Source organism: Nocardia sp. NPDC050717 (genome assembly GCF_040654275.1).
Lineage (GTDB): Bacteria > Actinomycetota > Actinomycetes > Mycobacteriales > Mycobacteriaceae > Nocardia.
The window spans coordinates 96,195-117,109 of the sequence record NZ_JBFAHR010000015.1 but is presented as its reverse complement, the minus strand read 5'-3'; the positions used below and the strand labels follow the sequence as shown (position 1 = coordinate 117,109).

The 20,915-nt window shown below is 71.1% G+C and carries 20 protein-coding genes; 10 read left to right on the top strand and 10 right to left on the bottom strand.

Features of this window, described 5'->3' with window-relative positions; all coding sequences use genetic code 11:
- Positions 1–59: 59 nt before the first annotated feature.
- Positions 60–827: a type I methionyl aminopeptidase gene (gene map, locus AB0H56_RS26130; protein ID WP_357167996.1), complete on the top strand. Its 768-nt coding sequence runs from the start codon at positions 60–62 to the stop codon at positions 825–827.
- On the opposite strand, the gene AB0H56_RS26125 is transcribed toward map, so the two are convergent.
- The 3 genes from AB0H56_RS26125 to AB0H56_RS26115 all read right to left on the bottom strand — a co-directional run bounded on the left by AB0H56_RS26125 (position 828) and on the right by AB0H56_RS26115 (position 2,836).
- On the bottom strand, positions 828–1,091 hold the full coding sequence (locus AB0H56_RS26125) for a helix-turn-helix transcriptional regulator (RefSeq protein ID WP_110040593.1): 264 nt from the start codon (positions 1,089–1,091) through the stop codon (positions 828–830).
- Between the two features lie 50 nt (positions 1,092–1,141).
- On the bottom strand, positions 1,142–1,729 hold the full coding sequence (locus AB0H56_RS26120; protein WP_357167994.1) for a 2-phosphosulfolactate phosphatase: 588 nt from the start codon (positions 1,727–1,729) through the stop codon (positions 1,142–1,144).
- 378 nt (positions 1,730–2,107) lie between these two features.
- Positions 2,108–2,836, bottom strand: a complete 729-nt coding sequence (locus tag AB0H56_RS26115) for a glyoxalase (RefSeq protein WP_357167992.1) — start codon at positions 2,834–2,836, stop codon at positions 2,108–2,110.
- Positions 2,837–2,992: 156 nt separating this feature from the next.
- On the opposite strand from AB0H56_RS26115, the gene AB0H56_RS26110 reads away from it, so the two are divergent.
- A complete protein-coding gene (locus AB0H56_RS26110) occupies positions 2,993–3,373 on the top strand; it encodes a PPOX class F420-dependent oxidoreductase (RefSeq protein ID WP_357167990.1) in 381 nt (126 codons plus the stop codon).
- An 82-nt stretch (positions 3,374–3,455) separates the two neighbouring features.
- Complete coding sequence (locus AB0H56_RS26105) at positions 3,456–4,739, top strand: acetyl-CoA C-acyltransferase (protein ID WP_357167988.1); 1,284 nt, start codon at positions 3,456–3,458, stop codon at positions 4,737–4,739.
- A 40-nt stretch (positions 4,740–4,779) separates the two neighbouring features.
- On the opposite strand, the gene AB0H56_RS26100 is transcribed toward AB0H56_RS26105, so the two are convergent.
- The 6 genes from AB0H56_RS26100 to AB0H56_RS26075 form a co-directional block, all read right to left on the bottom strand.
- A complete protein-coding gene (locus AB0H56_RS26100) occupies positions 4,780–7,956 on the bottom strand; it encodes an AAA family ATPase (protein ID WP_357167986.1) in 3,177 nt (1,058 codons plus the stop codon).
- Positions 7,953–8,561, bottom strand: a complete 609-nt coding sequence (locus AB0H56_RS26095) for a hypothetical protein (protein WP_357167984.1) — start codon at positions 8,559–8,561, stop codon at positions 7,953–7,955. The genes AB0H56_RS26100 and AB0H56_RS26095 overlap by 4 nt, the downstream gene beginning before the upstream one ends.
- Before the next feature lie 9 nt (positions 8,562–8,570).
- Positions 8,571–9,692, bottom strand: a complete 1,122-nt coding sequence (locus tag AB0H56_RS26090; RefSeq protein ID WP_357167982.1) for a hypothetical protein — start codon at positions 9,690–9,692, stop codon at positions 8,571–8,573.
- Positions 9,693–9,696: 4 nt separating this feature from the next.
- Positions 9,697–10,206 carry a DUF4365 domain-containing protein gene (locus tag AB0H56_RS26085; RefSeq protein WP_357167980.1) on the bottom strand — a complete coding sequence of 170 codons (510 nt, stop codon included), beginning with the start codon at positions 10,204–10,206 and terminating at the stop codon, positions 9,697–9,699.
- 141 nt (positions 10,207–10,347) lie between these two features.
- A complete protein-coding gene (locus AB0H56_RS26080; protein ID WP_357168053.1) occupies positions 10,348–11,727 on the bottom strand; it encodes a TldD/PmbA family protein in 1,380 nt (459 codons plus the stop codon).
- An 11-nt stretch (positions 11,728–11,738) separates the two neighbouring features.
- Complete coding sequence (locus tag AB0H56_RS26075; RefSeq protein WP_357167978.1) at positions 11,739–13,268, bottom strand: TldD/PmbA family protein; 1,530 nt, start codon at positions 13,266–13,268, stop codon at positions 11,739–11,741.
- A gap of 157 nt (positions 13,269–13,425) precedes the next feature.
- Here AB0H56_RS26075 and AB0H56_RS26070 point away from each other — a divergent pair, with 157 nt between their 5' ends.
- Complete coding sequence (locus AB0H56_RS26070) at positions 13,426–14,016, top strand: TetR/AcrR family transcriptional regulator (protein ID WP_110040726.1); 591 nt, start codon at positions 13,426–13,428, stop codon at positions 14,014–14,016.
- Here AB0H56_RS26070 and AB0H56_RS26065 read toward each other — a convergent pair.
- Positions 14,013–14,780, bottom strand: a complete 768-nt coding sequence (locus AB0H56_RS26065) for a TSUP family transporter (RefSeq protein WP_357167976.1) — start codon at positions 14,778–14,780, stop codon at positions 14,013–14,015. The genes AB0H56_RS26070 and AB0H56_RS26065 overlap by 4 nt on opposite strands.
- A gap of 90 nt (positions 14,781–14,870) precedes the next feature.
- Between AB0H56_RS26065 and AB0H56_RS26060 the strand changes: the two genes are divergently transcribed.
- The 6 genes from AB0H56_RS26060 (at position 14,871) to lnt (ending at position 20,852) form a co-directional block, all read left to right on the top strand.
- On the top strand, positions 14,871–16,037 hold the full coding sequence (locus AB0H56_RS26060) for a sensor histidine kinase (RefSeq protein ID WP_357167974.1): 1,167 nt from the start codon (positions 14,871–14,873) through the stop codon (positions 16,035–16,037).
- Between the two features lie 21 nt (positions 16,038–16,058).
- Entirely contained in the window at positions 16,059–16,718 is a 660-nt protein-coding gene (locus tag AB0H56_RS26055; protein WP_280340072.1) for a response regulator transcription factor, read from the top strand.
- 65 nt (positions 16,719–16,783) lie between these two features.
- Positions 16,784–17,302, top strand: a complete 519-nt coding sequence (locus AB0H56_RS26050) for an FxsA family protein (protein WP_357167972.1) — start codon at positions 16,784–16,786, stop codon at positions 17,300–17,302.
- An 18-nt stretch (positions 17,303–17,320) separates the two neighbouring features.
- Complete coding sequence (locus tag AB0H56_RS26045; protein ID WP_357167970.1) at positions 17,321–17,524, top strand: hypothetical protein; 204 nt, start codon at positions 17,321–17,323, stop codon at positions 17,522–17,524.
- A gap of 30 nt (positions 17,525–17,554) precedes the next feature.
- On the top strand, positions 17,555–19,153 hold the full coding sequence (locus AB0H56_RS26040; protein WP_357167968.1) for an amidohydrolase family protein: 1,599 nt from the start codon (positions 17,555–17,557) through the stop codon (positions 19,151–19,153).
- A gap of 142 nt (positions 19,154–19,295) precedes the next feature.
- Positions 19,296–20,852: an apolipoprotein N-acyltransferase gene (gene lnt, locus AB0H56_RS26035; RefSeq protein WP_357168051.1), complete on the top strand. Its 1,557-nt coding sequence runs from the start codon at positions 19,296–19,298 to the stop codon at positions 20,850–20,852.
- Positions 20,853–20,915 lie beyond the last annotated feature (63 nt).

Here is a 20,915-nt window from a genome sequence, read left to right as displayed (position 1 = left end):
GATTGGTATTTTTATACCGACGCCGCTAGATTGGTATGAAAATACCAACTGGAGGCGTGATGGTGGAGTTGAAGTCGCCCGCCGAGCTCGAACGGATGCGGGTGACCGGCCGGTTCGTGGCCGACGTGCTGGCGGGCGTGCATGCGCGCGCCGCCGTCGGCGTGAACCTGCTCGAGCTCGAAGAGTATGTGCGGGAACGGATTCGCGAGCGCGGCGCGGTGTCGTGCTACTGGGACTACGCGCCCTCGTTCGGTCGCGGACCGTTCCGCAACACCGTGTGCCTTGCGGTCAACGACGCGGTGCTGCACGGTCTGCCGCACGACTACGTGCTGCGTGACGGGGACGTGCTGACCGCCGATCTGGCCGTCACGATCGACGGCTGGGCCGCCGATTCCGCGGTGACCACCATCGTCGGCACCCCTGATCCCGCGGATGTGCGGTTGGTGCGGGCCACCGAGGAGGCCCTCGCCGCCGCGATCGAGGTCGCGCGGCCCGGCAACCACATCGGGGACATCTCTGCCGCGATCTCCGCCGTCGCCCGCGAGTACGGCTATCCGGTCAACACCGAATTCGGCGGCCACGGCATCGGCCGGACCATGCACGAGGATCCGCACGTGGCCAATCACGGCCGTGCCGGCCGCGGCTTCCGGCTGCGCCCCGGGCTCACCCTGGCGATCGAGCCGTGGTTCGCGGCGACCACGGACAAGGTGGTGACCGACCCCGACGGCTGGACCATCCGCTCCGCCGACGGCTCCCGCTGCGCGCACAGTGAGCACACCGTGGCGATCACGGCCGACGAGCCGATGATCCTGACCCTGCGGGACTGATCAGGCGGATTCGGCGATCCGCTCGGCGCGATAGACCTCGGCGAGCTCGGCGAGCGGGATGTCGAGCGCCTCGGCCAACCCGACGACGGTGCCGAAGGCGGGCGAGGGCAGGCGCCCGGATTCGATCTTGCGCAGCGTCTCCGGGGAGATTCCGGCGGCCTGGGCCACCGCGGCGAGCTCGCGGTCGCCGCGCGCGGACCGCAGGCGGCGCCCGAGGCGGCGACCTGCTTCGACCTGGGCCGGGCTGAGGGGGAGACGCACCATGGCACCGAGCGTAGGGCGGGTATTTAAATACCGCAAGCCGCGTCGGCGGGTCAGTGGACGGGCTGGGCGGCGAACGCGCCGTCCAGCAGGACGGGCACCGTCGGCTCGGCGTCGAGTTCGATCGCCACGGTGACGTCTTCGCTGAAACCGCCGCTGATGAGCTCGCGCCCGGACGCGCAGTCCGCGACGGTGGCGGCGACGTCGGTCGTGGCGGTGAACGACGCCGCGGCCGTTCGTGCTTCGGGCGAGGGATCGGTCGCGCCGAGGTCGAGCAGGGCCGCCGCCACCGCGCCGGCACCGAGCCAATCCTCGAGCGCGGGACGCACGCCGCCGCTGCCCGGCCAGTGTTCGCCCGCGGCGACGATCGCGACCGGCAGCGCGGGCGTGCCCCAGCCCTGGGCGCGGAGCCAGGCGGCGACCGTGCGCGCGTTGCGCAGGCAACCCGCGACCACCGGCACCCCGGTGACGCCGGCCGCGATGGTGGAACCGTTGGGTGAGGGCAGCACGAGCCGCTCGGTGAACGGCGCCCGCCGCAGTGCCGCGGGGGACAGCGACCAGGGCTGGTCGGCCTCGACCTCGCGACGGCCGACCGCGAGCGCGGCCCCGTGCCGATCGGCGAACGCCCCGGGCCGAAGCATCACGCCAGCGGTAGGGGAACACGCGGGTGCCCGCGCCGGTCGCCACCGACACCGAGGTGGTGAACGACAACACGTCGATCACCACCAGCGCGGCGGCTGCCGGCCCGATGGCGGCGGCTCCCGCGGCGCCCCAGTCGACGCTGATCCCGAATCCGCGTTGGCGCGACCACTCCGGTGCCGAGGACATCGAACCCCCCACTCATCCGGCCGACCGCGGTCGGCCGACTGTCGACAGCATGACTGATCTCCGGGTCGTTCGCCGTGTGGCGATGATCGGCGACGGTGCCCCGGTCGACGGTGCTCCCGAAACTCCGCTGTCGCGGCCACTCCGGTGTGGCCGGGATACAACCCCTTGGCGGAGAGCAGCCTCGGGGGCACTCAATCCGTCGGACTGGTGGCGGTGAGCCAGGCGGTGAGCAGGTCGGAGGCGGCGGCGTCGGTGAACAGGGCGGTGCGTTCCTCGGCGGTCAGGTCGACGGAATCGAGTTCGGACTTCCAGTGGGCGAGGCGCTCGGGATTCTCCGTCGCCACCGCGAGTTCGGCCAGGGCGGCGTAGGTGCGGGCACGATCGATCGCCGCGGCCGTGGCGCCGAAGCGATGCAGACCGGCTTCGAGCGCGCGGGTGGCGGCGCGGTCGTCGTTCTTGAAATCGCGCAGGATTCGGGCATTGTCGAGGACGCGAGCCAGGCCGTCGAGTTCGCGGGAGCCGCCGTATTCGACGTCGTCGGGTTCGTCGCGCTGGATCACCAGCAGGGTGTTGCCGACGGGGTCGACCAGGGAGAACCGGGACTGACCCGGCCGGAACCGGGTGATCCGGGGGCAGCCCTTGGCCGGGACCCTGCCGTAGTGGGCGCGCAGCGCCGCGGTGAACTCGGCGTGACGGGCGGCGACATCCTCGACCAGCAGCAGGGCGCCCACGTGCTCGGTGGGCAGGTCGAGTCCCGGTGGCGCGGGCGCGAAGTGCAGCGCGCACCCGTACCCCTCGATCGCGCCGTAGACATAGGGCCGGGTCTGCTCGTCGACGACGGTGTAGCCCAGCGCCCGATAGAAGTCGAGGGTGCTCGGCAGATCACCGGCCCACAGCAGCGGTACGGCGGTATCGGTCATGGCTGGCCTTTCCGGAGAACGAGTCGGACGGCACCGAGGTTAAGAAGAATTCCGCGCATCCGCCCGTACCGATTTCGGCGTCCCGCTGCCCGGTACACCGTGGAAGGGGAAAGCAGCGGCCGGGCCGACTTCCCACGCGCCCGCTAGGCTGCGTGCATGACGAACCGCCTCGGCGAACTGCAAGACGCGAACTACGTGCTGCTCACCACCTTTCGCAAGGACGGCTCGCCCGTCGGCACCCCCGTCTGGGCGGTCGCGCACGACGACAAACTGTTCGTCTGGACCGTCACCGACAGCTGGAAGGTCAAGCGCATCCGGCGCAATCCCGAGGTGACACTGCAACCGTGCAACGCGCGCGGAGTGGCACACGGTGCCGTTGTCGGCGGCACCGCGCGGATCCTCGACGGCGCGGAGACCGAACAGGTGCGGTCCTGGCTGCGCCGCAAGTACTGGCTGACCGGCCCGCTGGTGATCCTCGGCAGCAATCTGCGCCGCGGCAAGGACGGGACGATCGGCATCGAGATCACTCCCGCCTGAGGCGCCGGGTTCGGCGAACCGGTATCCAGTACCGACGGTATCGGATAACGTGGGGCTCAGCGGACTCTCCGAAGGGACTCACATGGCCAAGAATCGCGCCGTCATCGTCGCGGGCGCGCGTACCCCGTTCGTGCGCGCCTTCACCGATTTCACCCGCCTCGACAGCATCGCTCTCGCGGGCGCCGCGGTGCGTGGCCTGCTCGAACGGACCGGGATCGCGCCGGGTGAGATCCAGTCCATCGTCTGGGGCGGGGTCGTCCTGCCCAGTCACGCGCCCAATATCGCGCGCGAGGTGGCGCTGGACCTGAACCTGGATTTCGGGTGCGAGGGCTACACCGTGACCAGGGCGTGCGCGTCGGGCCTGCAGGCCGTCACCTCCGCGGCCGCCGCGATCGAACGCGGCGAATACGACATCATGATCGCCGGTGGCAGCGACTCCACGAGCAATGCCGAGATCAAGTTGCCGCAGAAGGTCGTGCACGCCGTGGCGCCGGTGGCGCTGGGCAAGCCCAAGCCCAAGGACTACCTCGACGTGGTCCGCCAGCTGGCGCCGTTCACCGACATCCTGCCGCGCCAGCCCAAGATCTCCGAGCGCACCACCGGCGAGGTGATGGGGGAGTCGGCGGAGAAGATGGCCAGGATCAACGGCATCTCCCGGGCCGACCAGGACGAGTTCGCCGCCCGCTCGCACCACCGCGCCGCGGCCGCGATCGCCTCGGGCCGCTTCGACGACGAGGTCGTCCCGCTGACCACCCCCGCGGGCACCCGGATCGAGACCGACGGCCTGGTGCGCGCGGGCACCAGCGTCGACAAGCTCGCCACGCTGAACCCGGTGTTCGCCAAGGGCGGCACGGTCACCGCGGGCAACGCCAGCCCGCTCACCGACGGCGCCTCCGCGGTGCTGCTGATGAGCGAGGAGAAGGCGCGCGCCCTCGGGTTCACCCCGCTGGCCGCCTTCCGCTCGTGGAGCTTCGTCAGCGTCGACCCCGCCGACCAGGTGCTCATCGGTCCCGCCATCTCGATGCCCCGCGCGCTGGACAAGGCCGGGATGTCGCTGGCCGACATCGATCTCGTCGACATCCACGAGGCCTTCGCCGCCCAGACCCTGTCGGTCCTGCGCATGCTCGAGAGCGCGGAGTGGGCCAAGACCCGCCTCGACCGCGACGAGGCCGTCGGCTCGGTAGACCTCGACAAGCTCAACGTGCACGGCGGATCGATCTCGCTGGGCCACCCCTTCGGCGCGACCGGCGCCCGCATGGTGACCACCATGGCCAACGAACTGGCCCGCACCGGCAAGGACACCGCCCTACTGGGGATCTGCGCGGCCGGTGGCATCGGCGCCTCGGCGGTGCTCGAGCGGGTGTGAGCCCCCTGCCGGACCGGTGACCACGGGCCGGGCGGGCGTGTCAGCGACGCGCCCGCTCGATCACCTCGTCCTCGGTGAGCGCGCTGTTCGGATGGTGGCTCAGGCACATCGGGACCTGGACCTTCCCGAACCCGGTGCCTTCGGTGGCTGCGTAGAAGCGCCCGGCGGGCAGACGTGAGATGTCCTCTACGCGTCCGCCTTTCGCCCGGGCCAGTTCCGTGGCCGCCTGGATCTGGATCGAGGCGTTGAGCAATCCGATCAGCTGTGTGGCGGCGTTACCGGTGACCAGATTGTGCAACGCCTTCGGCGCCTGAGTCGCGTACACCATGCCGAGTCCGTACTTGCGGGCCTGGGTGGCCAGTTTCACCGTGCTCTCCGACGACGCGGTGGTGCCGCGGGACGGGACGAAGGTCTGGGCCTCGTCCAGGACGAGCAACCCGCCCAGCGGTCGGTCGCCGGCCGGATTGCGTTTGATCCAGGCGAACAGGGCCAGCTGCAGCTGGTTGACGAATGTCTGTCGCTGGGCGTCGGTAGGGAGACCGATGCAGCTGATGACGGAGACGCGGGCGCGTTTTCCGCTCGCCGGGGTGAACAGCAGGCTGGGATCGAGATGCTCACCCGCCCCGCCGAAGAGGGGGTCGTTGATCATCGCCGCCTTGAGTTCCTCGGCCATGCTCTGCGCCAGCGCCAGTGCGTTCCTGATGGTGCTCACCCCATCGGGCAGTGTCGCCAGAAGGGTGACGAACTCGCCGAGGTCACTGCCGCCGCCATGGGCGAAATAGGTCATCGCCTCGGTGAGCACCGCGCGTCCGGTCGCCTCCCGGCGTGGCGTGAGCCCGGCGCGGGGGACGAGCCCGGCGACCGAGGCGTCGATGGACGTGCGGAACTCATCCGGGTCGGCGCGAACCACACTGAAATCGGGGAGGGGGTTGAGGGCGAGTGGACGCCCGGCCTCGCGACGCGGGGTCCAGATCACCACGTCGGTCTCGTTCAGGTAGCGCTGCGCGCGGTCGTGGTCGCCCGCGCTCCAGGTGCCCGGTGGCGACGGCCACGCGTCGCCGAGGCGGGCCAAATCGTTGTTGGTGTCGATCAGGATCGACGAGACGCCGTGGAGGGCGGCCTCCTCGACCAGGCGGCGCAGCAGCACCGTCTTGCCCGAACCGGATCCGGCGAAGACCGCTGTGTGCTTGCGCAACAACAGCAGGGGGACCCGGAAGTCCTTGCCGCTGACCGTGTCTCGACCCAGGGACACCGCGGGAGTCTGATCGTCCCGGAGTTCGGCCTCATCGACGGATTCGTCCGGCTCGACGCTGTTCGCCGGATCGGCCGGCACCGGCGCGTCCCGGCCGCGATCGCCCGGCGCCGGGCCGACTGCAGAGGGCCCATGAGGGGGCGGGTCGCTCGGTGGGCCCTCGACGGTGCTGGTCGGGCCGCCGTCGTCAGGCCCCGGCAACACCCGGGTGAGCAGTGGCGAATTGCTTGCCGGCCGTCGATGCTGCAGCCAGGACAGGAAGCCCGCCTGACCGTCCGTGAGCATCGATTCCAGCGCGGAGAAGGTCCTCAGATCGTCCTCGGAGATCGGCAACGCCACCCCGTGCGCGGCTTCGAGCTCGGCAAGCTGGGCGAGGGTCACCGGACCACGGGAGAACGGAGTGTTGCGCAGGACCACCAGACGCCGCCGGGTGCTGCCCGGGGTGATTCCGGCCTCCAGCACGGCAGAGCGCAACCGGGTCTGCACCGCCCGGGGGTGCGGATGGGCGATCGCGCGGAAGCTCCAGTGTTCCTCGTCCTCGGTGGCCTCGTCGAGGGTGCGGCGCAGTCGCGCGTGGAGTGCCGACGTGACGCCGGACGGGGTGTCGACGTTCAGAGTCACGCCGCTGCCGTTCTGCTCGAGCACGTAGCTGCGCAACGCGGCGTACAGCAGGGGGTACATCAGCGCGTCTTCACGGTCCGGGTCCAGCGGCGCCGCGACATCGGCCTGGGCTCTGGCCTCGGCGAAGCGTTCGTCGAAGACGGCGAGTTCGGTCGGGGTGGGAACTGCCGACCGCACGACCGTCTCGGCGGGGGCTGTGACGAACCGGTCCATTTCGGTCGCGGTGTCGGCGTCGAGACACTGGCGCACATGCTCTTCTACCCGCTGCAACAGGCGGCGTGGGGTGAAGTCGACGACCTCGGGTCGGTCGAACGCCCCTGGCAGCACCGGCCAGGTGGGAAATGGCGGTACGAATCCGATCTCGCCGTACACGCCGCCGAGGTGACGCTCGACGATCGCCGCTGCGACCGCGGCACCGGGCATGGCGGTCGACAGTTCGAGCACGGTGAACCGGTCGGCGGTCGAGTTCACCGAGCGTGTCGCCAGCAGTTCCCACGAGCGGGGAATGCAAGCCACCACGATGAGCGTACGGGTCGTCTCCTCGCGCATCCGGACCAGCGCGTCGGCGAGCCGGTTGGCCAGCAGATCTTCGTCGGTGTCGGCGGATTGGGCGATCACGGTGTCGATCTGATCGATCGCGAGCACCACCGGACCGGTGAGGGCGAACAGTCGCGTCATGTCGCCGAACTTCAATTGCGGATCGCGGTGGACGCATCCGAATCCCCATGCCTCGGCCTCGGCCGCATCGATGCCCTCGTCCAAGACCAGGAACGCGTGCCCGATGTCCCGGGAGCGGCCGCGACCGCGATAGAGCACCAGCGCGCGCAAGGTGTCCGCGCAGTCGACCGCGACCTGTTCGTCGATGGCCGCGATCCGCTCGAGGAAGGTGTCGAGATCGGCGCGGCTGACCTCGAGCATGCCGCACAGGCGCATGCGCAATTCCGGCCCGCAACCGGCCCGGTCCGCCAGCGCGCCCAACATGGGGCGAAGCTGCCCACTCTCGGACCCGAGCAGCCGGGTGACGATGCCGTGAACCGCGCCCGACCAGAACGACATGCCGTCGACCAGCTTCGGCATGAAGAACCAGCCGTCACGCTCGTGCACGTGCTGACGCAGCCAGCCGAGCATATGCGTTTTGCCGACCCCCTTCTCGCCGCTGAGAACCAGACCGGTCGGTGATCCGGTCGGCCGTCGCACGGCGTTGTCGACCGCGCGGGTGATCGCCTGGATCGCCCGAGGATGTAGACCGTCCACGTGATGGTGGAGCGGTCCCCAGATCTGATCGGGGCTCAGAACGCTGCTGAACTGGATCGACGTGAACGCGTGGTGGTGCTCCTCGTTCACCGGGACACCTCGATCATGAGCAGATGCCGAGCTGTGCCCGCGAGCACGACGGCGGCGTCCGCGTCCGCGGCGGTGAGCGTCTTCTGGTCTGCTTCGGACCGGACGTGCACACCCTCGCGGCGAGCGAGCAGGGCCACCGCTCTGTCGAATTCGTCGGCGGGCACGCTGTCGAGTCGGTCGCGCAGAGTCGCCAGCCGGATCGGTGTGCCCTTGCCGCGGGACAGCTCGGCGTACGCGGACTCCACCTGACCGGTGATATTCGGGCGGAAGACATCGGCGAGGGTGTTGCCGGACTCGTCGAGGTGACGCCGCAGGCCCGCGAGGACGGCGTAGAGCGTGCCGCCCGCGCCACCGGAGCGTGCCGGGCGAGGAGCGGCGAGTTCCTCGGTGCACCACACCGCACCACGATCGGTCAACTCGTGCACGAAGGCTCGGCCGACGCGGGTGCTGTCGACCAGACCGAGGTCGTTGAGCTGCTGGCGTGGTTTGCCGTCGAGTTTGATTCCCGCGACAGCGTGGAGTTCGGCGTTGGTGAGTTCGCGGGCCTCGGCCATCAGCACGAGCAGGACGAAACGCTGGGTCGCGGTCAATCGGTGGTCGGTCATCGGGGTCCTTCACTGAGGGTTCGGTGGGGGGTCGAGCACGGTGAACCCCCGTGCCGCGACAGTGATTTCGCGAGCGCGACCGGTGTCGACGACGACGCCCTCCGCGCGGGCTTGATGTCCGCCCCGATGCGCGGCGAGGGCGAGGTCGTAATCCCGGGCGTCGGCCAGCCGCACGGTGATCGCCCGGGTGCGGCCGGTCGCGACGCCGTCGACGCGCAGGATTCCGCGGATGCGGACCACCCAGCGGTCGCCGTCCGCATCATCGGCCAAGCCGATCACGGTGCCTTCTACGGCGCCTGCTGCGGCGCGTGGTGGTGCGGCGACCAACGGCAGCGGGTCGAGCGGGGCGGCTGGAATCGGTGGGCGCTCGACGGTGGCGAACTCACCACGGAGCGCTGAGCCGATTCCGGCGGGAAATGTCACCGACTCGTTCGGGCGTGGCGCCGAGCGTGACCAGCGAAAGGCCAGGACGAAGGCCGTGCCGTCGGCATCGCCCGCCAGGTCCGCCAGTGCGCCGACGGTCGCTTCGCCGAAGTGGTGTCGCAGCGAAGCGGTCTCGGCGAGACCGTCGCCGGGGGCCGCGGCGGACCGGACAGCGGCGGCGGTGCGCAACAGCCGGGCCGCGGTGCGACGACCGAGAGACTGTTCGTGATCGGCGGGCATCGCGACCTCGAATCCGAACGGGCCGGTGCCGGCGGTGAGCCGGATTTCCCGCAACAGCCAGCGCACGCTCGTCGACATCGAATCCGGTGTGCGCCGCGAGGAATCGGACGCCTCCGCGTGGGCGCTGTGGGTGATGAGATCCCGCAACGCGATGAGCGCCCGCGCGCCGTCGGACAGCGGAACGGACGGGTCGGTGCCGCCGGTGCGGCGGTAGGTGACGATGTCGAGGTCGGGCTCGGTGATGTCACGCCAGATGGTGCGCTCCGGGAGGCCCTCGGCCTCGGCGACGCAACGGATCACTTCGCGCAGCCGGATCGCGGTGTCGGCCAGGGTGTCCGAAGGTGGCACCAGCACGTCGTAGTCGTCGCGGCTCCAGATGTCGGCGGCGCGCCACCGGCCGGTGACGGTCCAGCCGTGGACGCGCAGGTACTCGACGACATCGGCGATGTCGGGCGCGGGCAGGGCCACCGAGTCACCCGCCGGTCAGGACGGGACTGCCGAGGACGAGCGCGCGCAGGCTCGCCACCGTCAGGACATTGCTCACCGGCACCTTGACACGAATACGGCCCCGCGGATCATCCGGCGGCAGCGGGGCGTTGTCGCGTAGCGACAGGTAGTACCCGATGTGGCGCAGCAGCAGGCCCGCCGTGCTGAGGTCGGTGTAACCCTCGGAGCGGGCAGGCACATGGACGACGAAAAGGTAGCGGGGCACTTGGAATTCGGTGCCGGCCAGCTTGTTGTACTTTCCGCGATCGAGACCGTCGTAGTTGAGGACTCCGTGGCGGAAGGAGGGTTTGGTGATCGTCTTGACCTGGACTTCGATCCGTGGCGAGAAGCCGACGGGTGTCCTGCCGGGCATCTTCAGGCTCAAGTCGACGCCGTCGAGATCGGCGTTGTCCTGCGCCCACATCAATCCCGCGGCCGAGGCGAGCACACGGACGTAGTCTTCGCCGAAGTTGCCCTGGTGATTCCCCGTGTCCAACCTGCATCCCCTCGCCGCGACCCCGGCGTCCGCCGTCGACGACGACACTGTAGCTGTTTGCCGGGTAGTGGTTCGGGCTTTCCGAGGGACTCGAGAGTTGTTGACCGACAGCGAGATCGGCGGTCGGTCCGCGAGGACCGATCAGGTCGCCTGGCTCACCGACGACATGTGGAAGTCCGGGATCCGCAGCGGCGGCATGGCGGTGCGGGTGAACCAGTCCTTCCACTCGCGCGGCAACGTGATCTCGGTGGCGCCCGCCTCCGAGACGCGGCGCAGCAGGTCCAGCGGGCTCTCGTTGAAGCGGAAGTTGTTGACCGCCGCGGTGACCCGGCCGTCCTCGACGAGGTAGACCCCGTCGCGGGTGAGGCCGGTGAGCAGCAGGGTCGCCGGGTCGACCTCGCGGATGTACCACAGGCACGTCAGCAGCAGGCCGCGCTCGGTGCGGGCGATCATGTCGTCCAGCGACGCGTCGGTGCCGCCGGTGAGCAGCAGGTTCTCGCCGGGCAGGGTAGCGGGCGCGTCGAATTCGGCCGCGGTGGCGCGCGGATACACCAGCGACTCGATGACACCGGAGCCGATCCAGTCGACCCGCTGGGCGGACAGGCCGTTGTCGAAGACCGACAGCGACTCCGACGACGAGGGCGTCGCCACGAACGGCCGGTACTCGAGCCCGCTCGCGGACGGATCGGAGTACAGCGTCAACGGGATGTCGTTGAGCCGCTCACCGATCCGGGTGCCGCCCGCGCGGGCGAACGCCGTGTGGCCCTCGTGCGCGCCGCGCCCCTCCATCGACCAGGCCAGGTAGATCATCAGATCGGCCACCGCCGAGGGCGGCAGCAGCGTCTCGTAGCGGCCCGCGGGCAGGTCGACGCGAGTGGCCGACCAGTCCAGGCGCCGCGACAGTTCGGCCAGCAGCCCCGGCGTGTCGACATCGGTGAAATCGGCCGTACCGACGCCGACCCAGGCGCTCGCGAGATCCTTTCCGGCGCCGCGCTTTCCGTTGATCTCGACCGATCCGGTGGGCTGGCTGAAGCGGCGGCGGACGCCGGTCGAGGTACCCAGCCAGGTCGTGTGCACCTGGTGGTGGGCGAAGCCGTACAGCCGGTCGGCGCCGTCGAAACCGGCCGACAGGTCGCGGGCCAGCCCGGTGAACACCTCGATCTCGGTGGCGCCCGGCGCGTGCTCCCAGGTCGCCGAATCGTCCTCGGCCGGCGAGAGCAGCGGCATCGCGTCGCGCGCGGGCGTCGCGGTGCGGGCGGCCTCCTCGCTCGCGCGGACCACGGCCTCGATGTCGTCCGGATCGACGCTGGTGGAGCTGATGCTGCCGACCCGCGCGGCGTTCGGGCCGTCGCGGAACACCGAGATCACCGCCCAGTCCCGCGACACCGAGGAACCGTTGGTGGTCATCGAGTTCCCGGCCCAGCGCAGCGAGGCCTCGTGCGCGTCGGTGACGATGACGATCGCCTCGTCGGCCTTGGACGCGGCCAGCGCCCGCTCGACCACCGCGCCCGCGGGGAACACACCCGATTCGCTCACTGACCGGCCTCCGTCCGGGTGTTGAGAACATTGACCCCGCGCACCAGCACCGACGGGCAGCCGTGACTGACCGCCGCCACCTGCCCGGGTTGGGCCTTGCCGCAGTTGAACGCGCCGCCCAGCTGCCACGTGCTCGGCCCGCCGACCGCCTCCATCGACCCCCAGAAGTCGGTGGTGGTGGCCTGGTAGGCGACATCGCGCACCTGCCCGGCCAGTTCGCCGTCGCGGATGCGGAAGAACCGCTGCCCCGTGAACTGGAAGTTGTAGCGCTGCATGTCGATCGACCACGACTTGTCGCCGACGATGTAGAGACCGTCGGAGACCCGCGAGATCAGCTCGGCGGTGCTCGTGTCCCGCTCGGGATCCGGTTGCAGCGACACGTTCGCCATCCGCTGGATCGGCACGTGATGCGGCGAATCGGCGTAGGAGCAGCCGTTGGAACGGTCGAGGCCGAGCCGGGGCGCGAAGACCCGGTCGAGCTGATAGCCCACCAGCACACCGTCACGGACCAGGTCCCACTGCTGCCCGGCCACGCCCTCGTCGTCGTAGCCGACCGTGGCCAGTCCGTTGACCTGCGTGCGATCCCCGGTGACGTGCATGATCGGCGTGCCGTAGCGCAGCGTGCCCAGCTGGTCGGGAGTCGCGAACGAGGTTCCCGCGTAGGCGGATTCGTAGCCGATCGCCCGGTCGTACTCGGTGGCGTGCCCGATGGACTCGTGGATGGTGAGCCACAGATTGGTCGGATCGATCACCAGATCGGTGGGTCCGGCGACGACCCCGGGCGCCTTCACCTTCTCGGCCAGCCAGCCGGGGATCCGCGCGAGTTCGTCGGCCCAGTCCCAGATTCCGTCGGCGCCGGTCACGTACTCCCAGCCGCGACCCGCGGGCGCGGCCAGCGTGCGCATGGTCTCGAACACCCCCGAGGCGGAGTCGACGGTGATCGCCTCGAGCTGCGGATGCAACCGCACCCGCTGCTGGGTGATCGCCGATCCGGCGGTGTCGGCGTAGAAGACCTGTTCCTTGACCTGCAGCACCGAGGCCGTGACGTGGTCGACGCCGTCGGCGGCGAACAGCCGCTCCGAATAGTCCTGCAGCAGCGCCACTTTGTCGGCCGTCGGCACCGCGAACGGGTCGAGATCGTAGGCCGAGACCCAGGAGACGTCGGCATAGCGTGGCTCGTCGGCCAGCTCCACCCGCTCCCGGTTGAGCGCGCGCAGGGCTGTCGCCACGGTCACCGCGCGCCGCGCCACCTCGGCCGCGGTCTCGGGCGTGAGCGCGGCGTGCGAGGCGAAACCCCAGGTGCCGTCGACGATCACGCGCACGGCCAGCCCGAGCTCGGTCGAGTCGGTGACGGCCTCCACCCGGCCGTCCCGCAGCCGGATCGACTGGGTGAGCAAGCGGTGCACGCGCAGATCGGCGTGCTCGGCGCCCGCCGCCCGCGCCGCGGACAGCGCCGCGTCGGCCAGCGCGCGCAACCCGAGCGCGCGGAACTCGTCGTCCACTTCCCTGGAAGTCGTGGTGGTCACCCGGCCTACGCTAGCGTGAAATACCGGTTCCGGCAGTCACAACCGTGACGCGCTGACCCCGTCCTCCCGCGGCGGGCCGCGCCGATGCCGTAGGGTGCCCGCCGTGCCGCCATCCGCCCTCCGCGATCGAAAAAGGGAACGAACCCGCCGTGCGATCCTGCTCGCCGCGGTCGGATTGTTCGAGGCCAGAGGCTATGAGGAGACGACGGTGGCGGAGATCGCCGCCGAGGCCGAGGTCGGCACGCGCACCTTCTTCAACTACTTCGCCAGCAAGGAAGAACTGCTCTTTCCCGAGCCCGACGAGCGGGTGCGCGCGGCCGTGGCCGCCATCGCCACGCGGCGACCGGGGGAGCGTCCGGTGGAGGTGCTGCTGCGGGCCCTGCGCGCCGCGGGTGACAACCCCGGCGAGCATCTCGTCGACGACCTCAACGGCCGCATCGCCGCGCTGCGCGCGCAGGTCTCGCGGACCGTGCCCGCGGTGAGCGGCCGCGCCGCGCACGCCCAGCTGGTGGCCCAGCGCGAGATCGCCAGGCAGTTGCACGCCGCGTTCCCGCACGAACTCGACGAGGTCGGCGCCGCGGCACTGGTCGGCGCCGTCGTCGGCGCGGTCTCGGGGGCGCTCACGGTGCTGTTCCAGCAGCCCCACCACGGGATCGAGGACGGCGAGCGCCTGCACCGCAAGATCCACGAGACCACCTCGCGGGTCCTGCAACCGTGGCTGGCCGCCTCGGCCGAGTCGCGGAACTAACCGAACTGCTGCCAGCCCAGCCGCACGACCATCACCACGACCACGACCAGCAGCACGATCCGCACGAACCCGGCGCCCTTGGCCAGCGCCATGCGCGAACCGACCAGCGCGCCGGCCACGTTCGCCACCGCCATCGCGGCGCCGAGGCCCCACAGCACGTGTCCGGTGGTGCCGAGGAACAGCAGCGCCCCGACATTCGAGCCGCAGTTGATCACCTTGGCCATCGCCGCGGCGCGGACGAATTCGGTGCCGAGCAGGGTGGCGAAGGTGATGATCAGGAAGGTGCCGGTGCCGGGGCCGAGCAGACCGTCGTAGAGGCCGATCAGGCCGGCGGCGAGCGCGACCACCAGGATCACCTTGCGCCGCGTCGGCGGGTGGGTCGCCATCGTCATCCCGACCGAGGGCCGCAGCGTCACGAACACCGCCACCGCGACCAGCACCACCATGACCAGCGGAATGAACAGGTCGCGATCGATCAGCGAGACCGCCGCCGCGCCGCACGCCGCCGTGATCGCCGCGATCACGGCGCCCGGGATCAGCACCTTCCACTGCATCGGCACCTTGCGGGCGAAGGTCAGCACGGCCGTCGCCGTGCCGGAGAGCGCGGCCAGCTTGTTGGTGCCCAGCGCGGTCTGCGGGGCGATGCCCGGCGCCACCAGGAACAGCGTCGGCAGGATGATCAACCCGCCACCGCCGACGACCGCGTCGACCCACCCGGCCGCGGCCGCGGCCACCAACAGGACCGCCCAGTCTCCTATCTGCACCGACCAAGGCAATCAAGATCGCGGCCGGAAAGCCAGTCGATTCCCATGTCGGGGCGCCGCGGTGCGGGCCACTCGTGCCAAGCTGGTCGGGTGCGCCGGTTCAGTCTGTGGCTCCGCGGACGGCCCATCGTCGCCGATTCCGTTCTCGCCGCCTGCCTGCTGGTCTTCGACGCCGCCGGTGTGGGCGACGAACCGCACAAGGCCGTCTACCTGGTCTTCTCGGTGATCCTGCCGCTGCCGCTGATCCTGCGCCGGGTGTATCCCCGCGCGGTGGCGGCGGTGATGTTCGCGCTGTCGCAGGTGTGCAGCATCACCGGCTATGTGCTCGGCCAGGACACCTCCGATCACGTGGCGCTGATCGGGTTGGGTGTGATGCTCTACACCCTGGTCGCCTACGTCGGCAGGCGCGAGGGACTGATCTACCTGGCGTTCCTCGGCGTCGACATCGTGACTTCGGTGCTGCTGCTCGGCACCCCCGAGGGCGCCGACCTGATCCTGGTCGCCGTGATCTACGCGCTGTGCTGGACGCTGGCCGAGTTCAACGGCGCCCGCCACGCCTACGACTCGGAGGTCGCCGCCCGCCTGGCCGTCGCCGACTACGACAAGGAGCGCCGCGCGCACGAGGCCGTCGCCGCCGAGCGCACCCGCATCGCCCGCGAGCTCCACGATGTGGTCGCGCACGCGGTCAGCGTCATCATCGTGCAGGCCGACGGCGCGAAATACGCGCTGCGCCAGGACCCGGAGGCCGCCGAGCGCGCACTGGCCACGATCTCGGGCACCGGCCGCGACGCGCTGCGCGAGTTGCGCCGCACGGTCGCCCTGCTGCGGACCGAGCACGCGCCCGAACTGCTGCCCCAGCACGGCAGCGCCGGGATCGCCAGGCTGGCCGAGCTGATGCGCGACGCCGGACTGGCCGTCGATCTGGAACTGACCGGTGAACTCGACGACATCACCCCCGAGGTCAGCCTCGGCGTGCACCGCATCGTGCAGGAATCGCTCACCAACACGCTGCGGCACGCGGGCGCGAACCCCAAGGCGGTGGTCCGGGTGCACCGGCGCGAGGACGACATCCGGATCGAGATCGTCGACAGCGGCGGCGTGCCGGTGGTGGACACCGGCATCCCCGGCACCGGCATGGGCCTGGTCGGGATGCGCGAACGGGTGGCCGTGCTCGGCGGCACCCTCACCGCGGGCCGGGCCGAGGACGGCCGCTGGCGGGTGCTGGCCACCCTCCCGCTGCGCGCCGAAGCCGACTGATCCGCCCGCTAGGGTGAGGCAATGCCGATCAGCGTGCTCGTGGTGGACGATCAGGAACTCATGCGGATGGGTCTGAAGATGGTCCTCGGCGCGCACCCCGACATCGAGGTGGTCGGCGAGGCGGGCAACGGTGACGAGGCGGTGCTGCGCGCCACCCAGCTGCGCCCCGACGTGGTCCTGATGGACGTGCGGATGCCTGTCGTCGACGGTGTCACCGCGACCGGCCGGATCGTCGCCGCCGGCGACGGGGTCCGCGTGCTCGTGATGACCACCTTCGACCTGGACGAACACGCCCTGGGCGCGCTGCGCGCCGGGGCCAGCGGATTCCTGCTCAAGGACACCCCGCCCGAGGACCTCGTCTCCGCCATCCGCAGCGTCGCCGCCGGGGACGCGGTGGTCTCCCCGAAGGTCACCAAGCGGCTGCTGGACCGGCTCGTCGCCGAGGACCCGGCCGGGCTGCGCGACCCCGGCATCCTCGACGTGCTGACCGCGCGCGAACGCGAGGTCCTCGAACAGATCGCGGCGGGCCGCTCCAACGCCGAGATCGCGGCCGCGCTGTTCCTGTCGGAGGCGACCGTGAAGACCCACGTCGGCCGGGTGCTCACCAAGCTCGGGCTGCGTGACCGGGTGCAGGCGGTGGTGCTGGCCTACGAGACCGGCCTGGTCCGCCCCGGCGGCTGAGCGCGGCCGGGAGAAAAATCGGGCGCTCGCGCGTTGAGTGGAGTAGATCGTCCGAAAGGATCGCCATGACCGCCCTGCTGTTCGTGCTCTACCTCGTCGTCGAGATCGCCGCGTTCGTCGGCCTCGCCCAGCTGATCGGCGCGGGCTGGGCGCTGCTGGTGCTCCTCGCGATCTCCGGTGCCGGCCTGCTGTTGCTCGGCGCGCAGGGCAGGCGGGTCTTCGACCGGTTCCGCCGGGCCGCGCGCGGCGAGGTCACCGCGGAGAGCGCCGTCGCCGACGGGCTGCTCGTCGCCACCGGCTCGGTGCTGCTGTTCGTCCCCGGTCTGGTCACCGGTGTCGTCGGGCTGCTGGCGCTGTTCCCGCCGACCAGGGCGCTGCTGCGGCCGGTGCTGGAGAAGCTCGGCACCCGCCGCTTCGGACCGCTGCCCTCCTTCGCGCCGTCGCCGTACCGCGGCGTCGTGGTCGACGCCGACGGTGACGTGGTCGACGGCGATGTCGTCGGGCAGTGGTACGACGACGGTCACACCGGCCTGCGGCCCGCCCTCGGGCCGGGCAGGCCGCAGGATTCCGCGCCCTGGCGGTGAAAGGTCTACAGTGTGCCGATGGCCACCGAGCAAGTCACCATCGAGGTGAGCGCGGAACTGGCCGACGCGGTACGTAGGGCGAGTGCCGCTGCCGGACAGTCCATGTCGGATTTCACGGTCGCCGCGTGGCGACTCGAGCTGATCGCCGTCGAAGCGGGCGGGCGCACCCCGGCGGGGCTCCGCGACGCCGACCTCCGCGCCGTCCTGTCCCTGCCGACCTGACGATCGGCCGATACGGCAGACTGGGACACCGTGAGTACCCAGTTGCTGATCGGCGGTCGTTTCTACAGTTCCAGCTCCCCGGACGCGACCGCGATGGCGGTCACCGACGGCACCGTGGTGTGGCTCGGCGCCGAGGCGCCGGGGCGGGCGATGCATCCCGACGCCGAGATCGTCGACCTCGACGGCGCGTTCGTCGCGCCCGCGTTCGTCGACCCGCACGTGCACGTCACCGCGCTGGGCCTGCAACTCATCGGGCTCGATGTCGGTGGGGCCGCGTCGCTGGCCGAGCTGCTCGCCGCGGTGCGCGCGCACGCCGCCGCGCATCCCGACGGTGTGATCATCGGCGAGGGCTGGGACGACACCGCCTGGCCCGAACAGCGCCCGCCGACGGTCGCCGAACTCGACGAGGCCGCCGGACCCGGCCGCCTGGTGTACCTGGCCCGCGTCGACGCGCACTCGGCCGTGGCCTCCTCCGCCCTGCTCGACGCGGCGGGCGACCTCGGCGAGGGCTACCGCCGCGGCGAACCGCTGCGCGCCGACGCGCACCACCGGGTGCGCACCGTCGCCCTGGCGAAACTCGATGCCGCGCACCGTGATCGGGCCCGCACGGCGGCGCTCGACGCGGCCGCCGCGCACGGCGTCGTCGCCGTGCACGAATGCGCGGGGCCCGACATCTCCGGTCGCGACGACCTGCGGGAACTGCTCGCCTTCGACCACGGTGTCGCGGTGCGGGCCTACTGGGGCGAGGCCGTGCGCACCGCCGAGCAGGCCCGCGCGCTGGTCGACGAACTCGGCGTCGCCGCCCTCGGTGGTGACCTGTTCGTCGACGGCTCCCTCGGCTCGCACACCGCGCTGCTGCGCGAGCCCTACGCCGACGCGGGTGGCTGTGGCAAGAACTTCCTCGACGGCGACGCGATCACCGCGCACCTGCGCGCCTGCACCGAGGCGGGCATCCAGGCCGGCTTCCACGCCATCGGCGATGCCGCCATGGACCTCGTCGTCGCCGGTTTCGCCGCCGTCGCCGCCGAACTCGGCGGACCCGCCGTGGCCGCGCGCGGGCACCGGGTCGAGCACGCGGAGATGACCGACGCCGCCGCGATCGAGCAGCTCGGCGCGCTCGGGGTGATCGCCTCGGTGCAGCCCGGCTTCGACGCCGCCTGGGGCGGCGCGGACGGCATGTACGCCAACCGCCTCGGCGCCGAGCGGGCGGCCACCCTGAACCCGTTCGCCGCCATGGCCGCCGCGGGTGTCTCCCTCGCCATCGGCTCGGACGCGCCGGTCACCACGCTGAATCCGTGGGAACAGGTCAGGGCGGCGGTGCACCACCGCACCCCCGGCCACGGGTTGTCCCCGCGCGCCGCCTTCGCCGCGGCCACCCGGGGCGCCTGGCGGGCGGGTGGGGTGCGCGACGGCGTCGCGGGCACCCTGGTTCCCGGCGCTCCGGCCTCCTACGCGGTCTGGGACGCGGGCGACCTCGTCGTCGCCGCGGCCGCCGACACCGTCCAGTGCTGGTCCACCGACCCGCGCTCGCGAGTGCCCGGCCTGCCGCGCCTCGACCCCGGCGCCGCGCTGCCGACCTGCCTGCGCACGGTGCGCGACGGCGTCACCATCTACTCGGCCGACCGCTGAACTTCGCCGCGCGCGTCCACGAAACACGGAGTCCGACATCATGATCCATCCCGCGACCGAGCCCGGTTCCGGCTCGGCGACCACCGAGTCGGTCGACGAGTCACCGGCGGCGGCCGGCCGTGGATACGGCATCCTGTGGCGGATGCTCGCGGCCACGGTGGGTGGGCTGCTGCTGTTCGCGAGCTTCCCGCCCCGGCCGTGGTGGTTCCTGGCGCCGGTCGCCGTCGCGCTACTGACGGTCGCCGTGCGCGGACCGGGCCCGCTCCGTGGCGGGTTCGGCTACGGCATGCTCGGCGGGCTCGCGTTCTTCGTGCCGTTGCTGCCGTGGACCGGCATCTACGTGGGACCGCTGCCCTGGCTGGCGCTCTCGACCACCTGCGCGGTGTACTTCGGGCTGTGGGGCCTGCTGGCGCGCCGGCTGGGTGAACTGCCCGGCTGGCCGGTCTGGGTCGCGCTCGCCTGGACCGCGACCGAGTGGGTGCGTTCGAGCTTCCCGTTCGGCGGATTCCCCTGGGGCCGTATCGCTTTCGGTCAGGCCGACGGCTGGTACCTGCCGCTGGCGGCCTACGGCGGCGCCCCACTGGTCGGCTTCGCCGTGGCGCTGACCGGCACCGCGCTCGCCGCCCTCGCACTGCGCGTGCGCGCCTGGGCCGCGACTCCGGCGCCCCGCAGGCGCGACCGCGCCACCCGGGCCGGATTTGCCACGGCCGCCGCCACTGTGGCTATCATGCCCCTCGCCGGAGTGATCCTCCGGCCGACGCTGCCCGCCCCGGACGACGGCACCCGGACGATCACGGTCGCCGCGATCCAGGGCAGCGTGCCGCGGCTCGGTCTCGACTTCAACGCGCAGCGGCGCGCCGTGCTGGACAATCACGTCCGGCGCACCGAGGAACTCGCCGCCGCCGTCGACCGCGGTGACGCGGTCCGGCCGGAGGTGGTGATCTGGCCGGAGAATTCCTCCGACATCGATCCATTGCGCAACGCCGACGCCGCCGCCGAGATCACCGAGGCCTCGGAGCGGATCGGCGCGCCGATCCTGGTCGGCGCAGTCCTGGTGAACGGTGACCGCACCACCACGAACTCGGTGATGGTGTGGAACGGCGCGGCGGGCCCGGCCGACCGGCACGACAAGAAAATCATCCAGCCCTTCGGCGAGTATTTGCCGATGCGGAGTTTCTTTCGGTTGTTCTCGTCCTACGCCGATCAAGCCGGACATTTCGTCCCCGGAAATGGTGACGGTTCGGTAACGGCCGCCGGAATTCCGATCGGTGTCGCCACGTGTTACGAGGTCGCGTTCGATCGGGCCTTCCGGCAATCGATGGACTCGGGCGCCCAATTGCTCACCGTGCCGACCAACAACGCGACCTTCGGGCTGAGCGAGATGACCTACCAGCAACTCGCGATGTCACGGGTCAGGGCGGTCGAGCACGGCCGGGCTCTCGTGGTCGCGGCAACCACGGGGGTCAGCGGAATCATCACCGCGGACGGCACGCTCACGCAGCGGACGCGCCAACTCGACCCCGCCGCGCTGGTCGCCCAGCTACCATTGCGCGACACGACGACGATCGCGACACGGATCGGCGCGGCCCCCGAAGTGGCGTCCGTTATCCTGACCGCGATCGGCGTGGCGCTGATGTTTTTCCGGCGCCGCCGAGTGAATCAGGCGCAGGTTTCGCGAAGCTCGCCGAATTCTGAATAAGCGGTTTGTTTCAACCCGGGGGAAGCGGCCGAAAGTTGCCGTCATAGGGGTCTGATCCACAGT

Coding starts and splice junctions, on each gene's coding strand:
- AB0H56_RS26110 (WP_357167990.1), top strand. CDS start 2,993: ATGACGAACCGCCTCGGCGAACTGCAAGACGCGAACTACGTGCTGCTC.
- AB0H56_RS26045 (WP_357167970.1), top strand. CDS start 17,321: ATGGCCACCGAGCAAGTCACCATCGAGGTGAGCGCGGAACTGGCCGAC.
- AB0H56_RS26050 (WP_357167972.1), top strand. CDS start 16,784: ATGACCGCCCTGCTGTTCGTGCTCTACCTCGTCGTCGAGATCGCCGCG.
- AB0H56_RS26095 (WP_357167984.1), bottom strand. CDS start 8,561: ATGACCGACCACCGATTGACCGCGACCCAGCGTTTCGTCCTGCTCGTG.
- AB0H56_RS26105 (WP_357167988.1), top strand. CDS start 3,456: ATGGCCAAGAATCGCGCCGTCATCGTCGCGGGCGCGCGTACCCCGTTC.
- AB0H56_RS26115 (WP_357167992.1), bottom strand. CDS start 2,836: ATGACCGATACCGCCGTACCGCTGCTGTGGGCCGGTGATCTGCCGAGC.
- AB0H56_RS26120 (WP_357167994.1), bottom strand. CDS start 1,729: ATGCTTCGGCCCGGGGCGTTCGCCGATCGGCACGGGGCCGCGCTCGCG.
- lnt (WP_357168051.1), top strand. CDS start 19,296: ATGCTCGCGGCCACGGTGGGTGGGCTGCTGCTGTTCGCGAGCTTCCCG.
- AB0H56_RS26125 (WP_110040593.1), bottom strand. CDS start 1,091: ATGGTGCGTCTCCCCCTCAGCCCGGCCCAGGTCGAAGCAGGTCGCCGC.
- map (WP_357167996.1), top strand. CDS start 60: ATGGTGGAGTTGAAGTCGCCCGCCGAGCTCGAACGGATGCGGGTGACC.
- AB0H56_RS26055 (WP_280340072.1), top strand. CDS start 16,059: ATGCCGATCAGCGTGCTCGTGGTGGACGATCAGGAACTCATGCGGATG.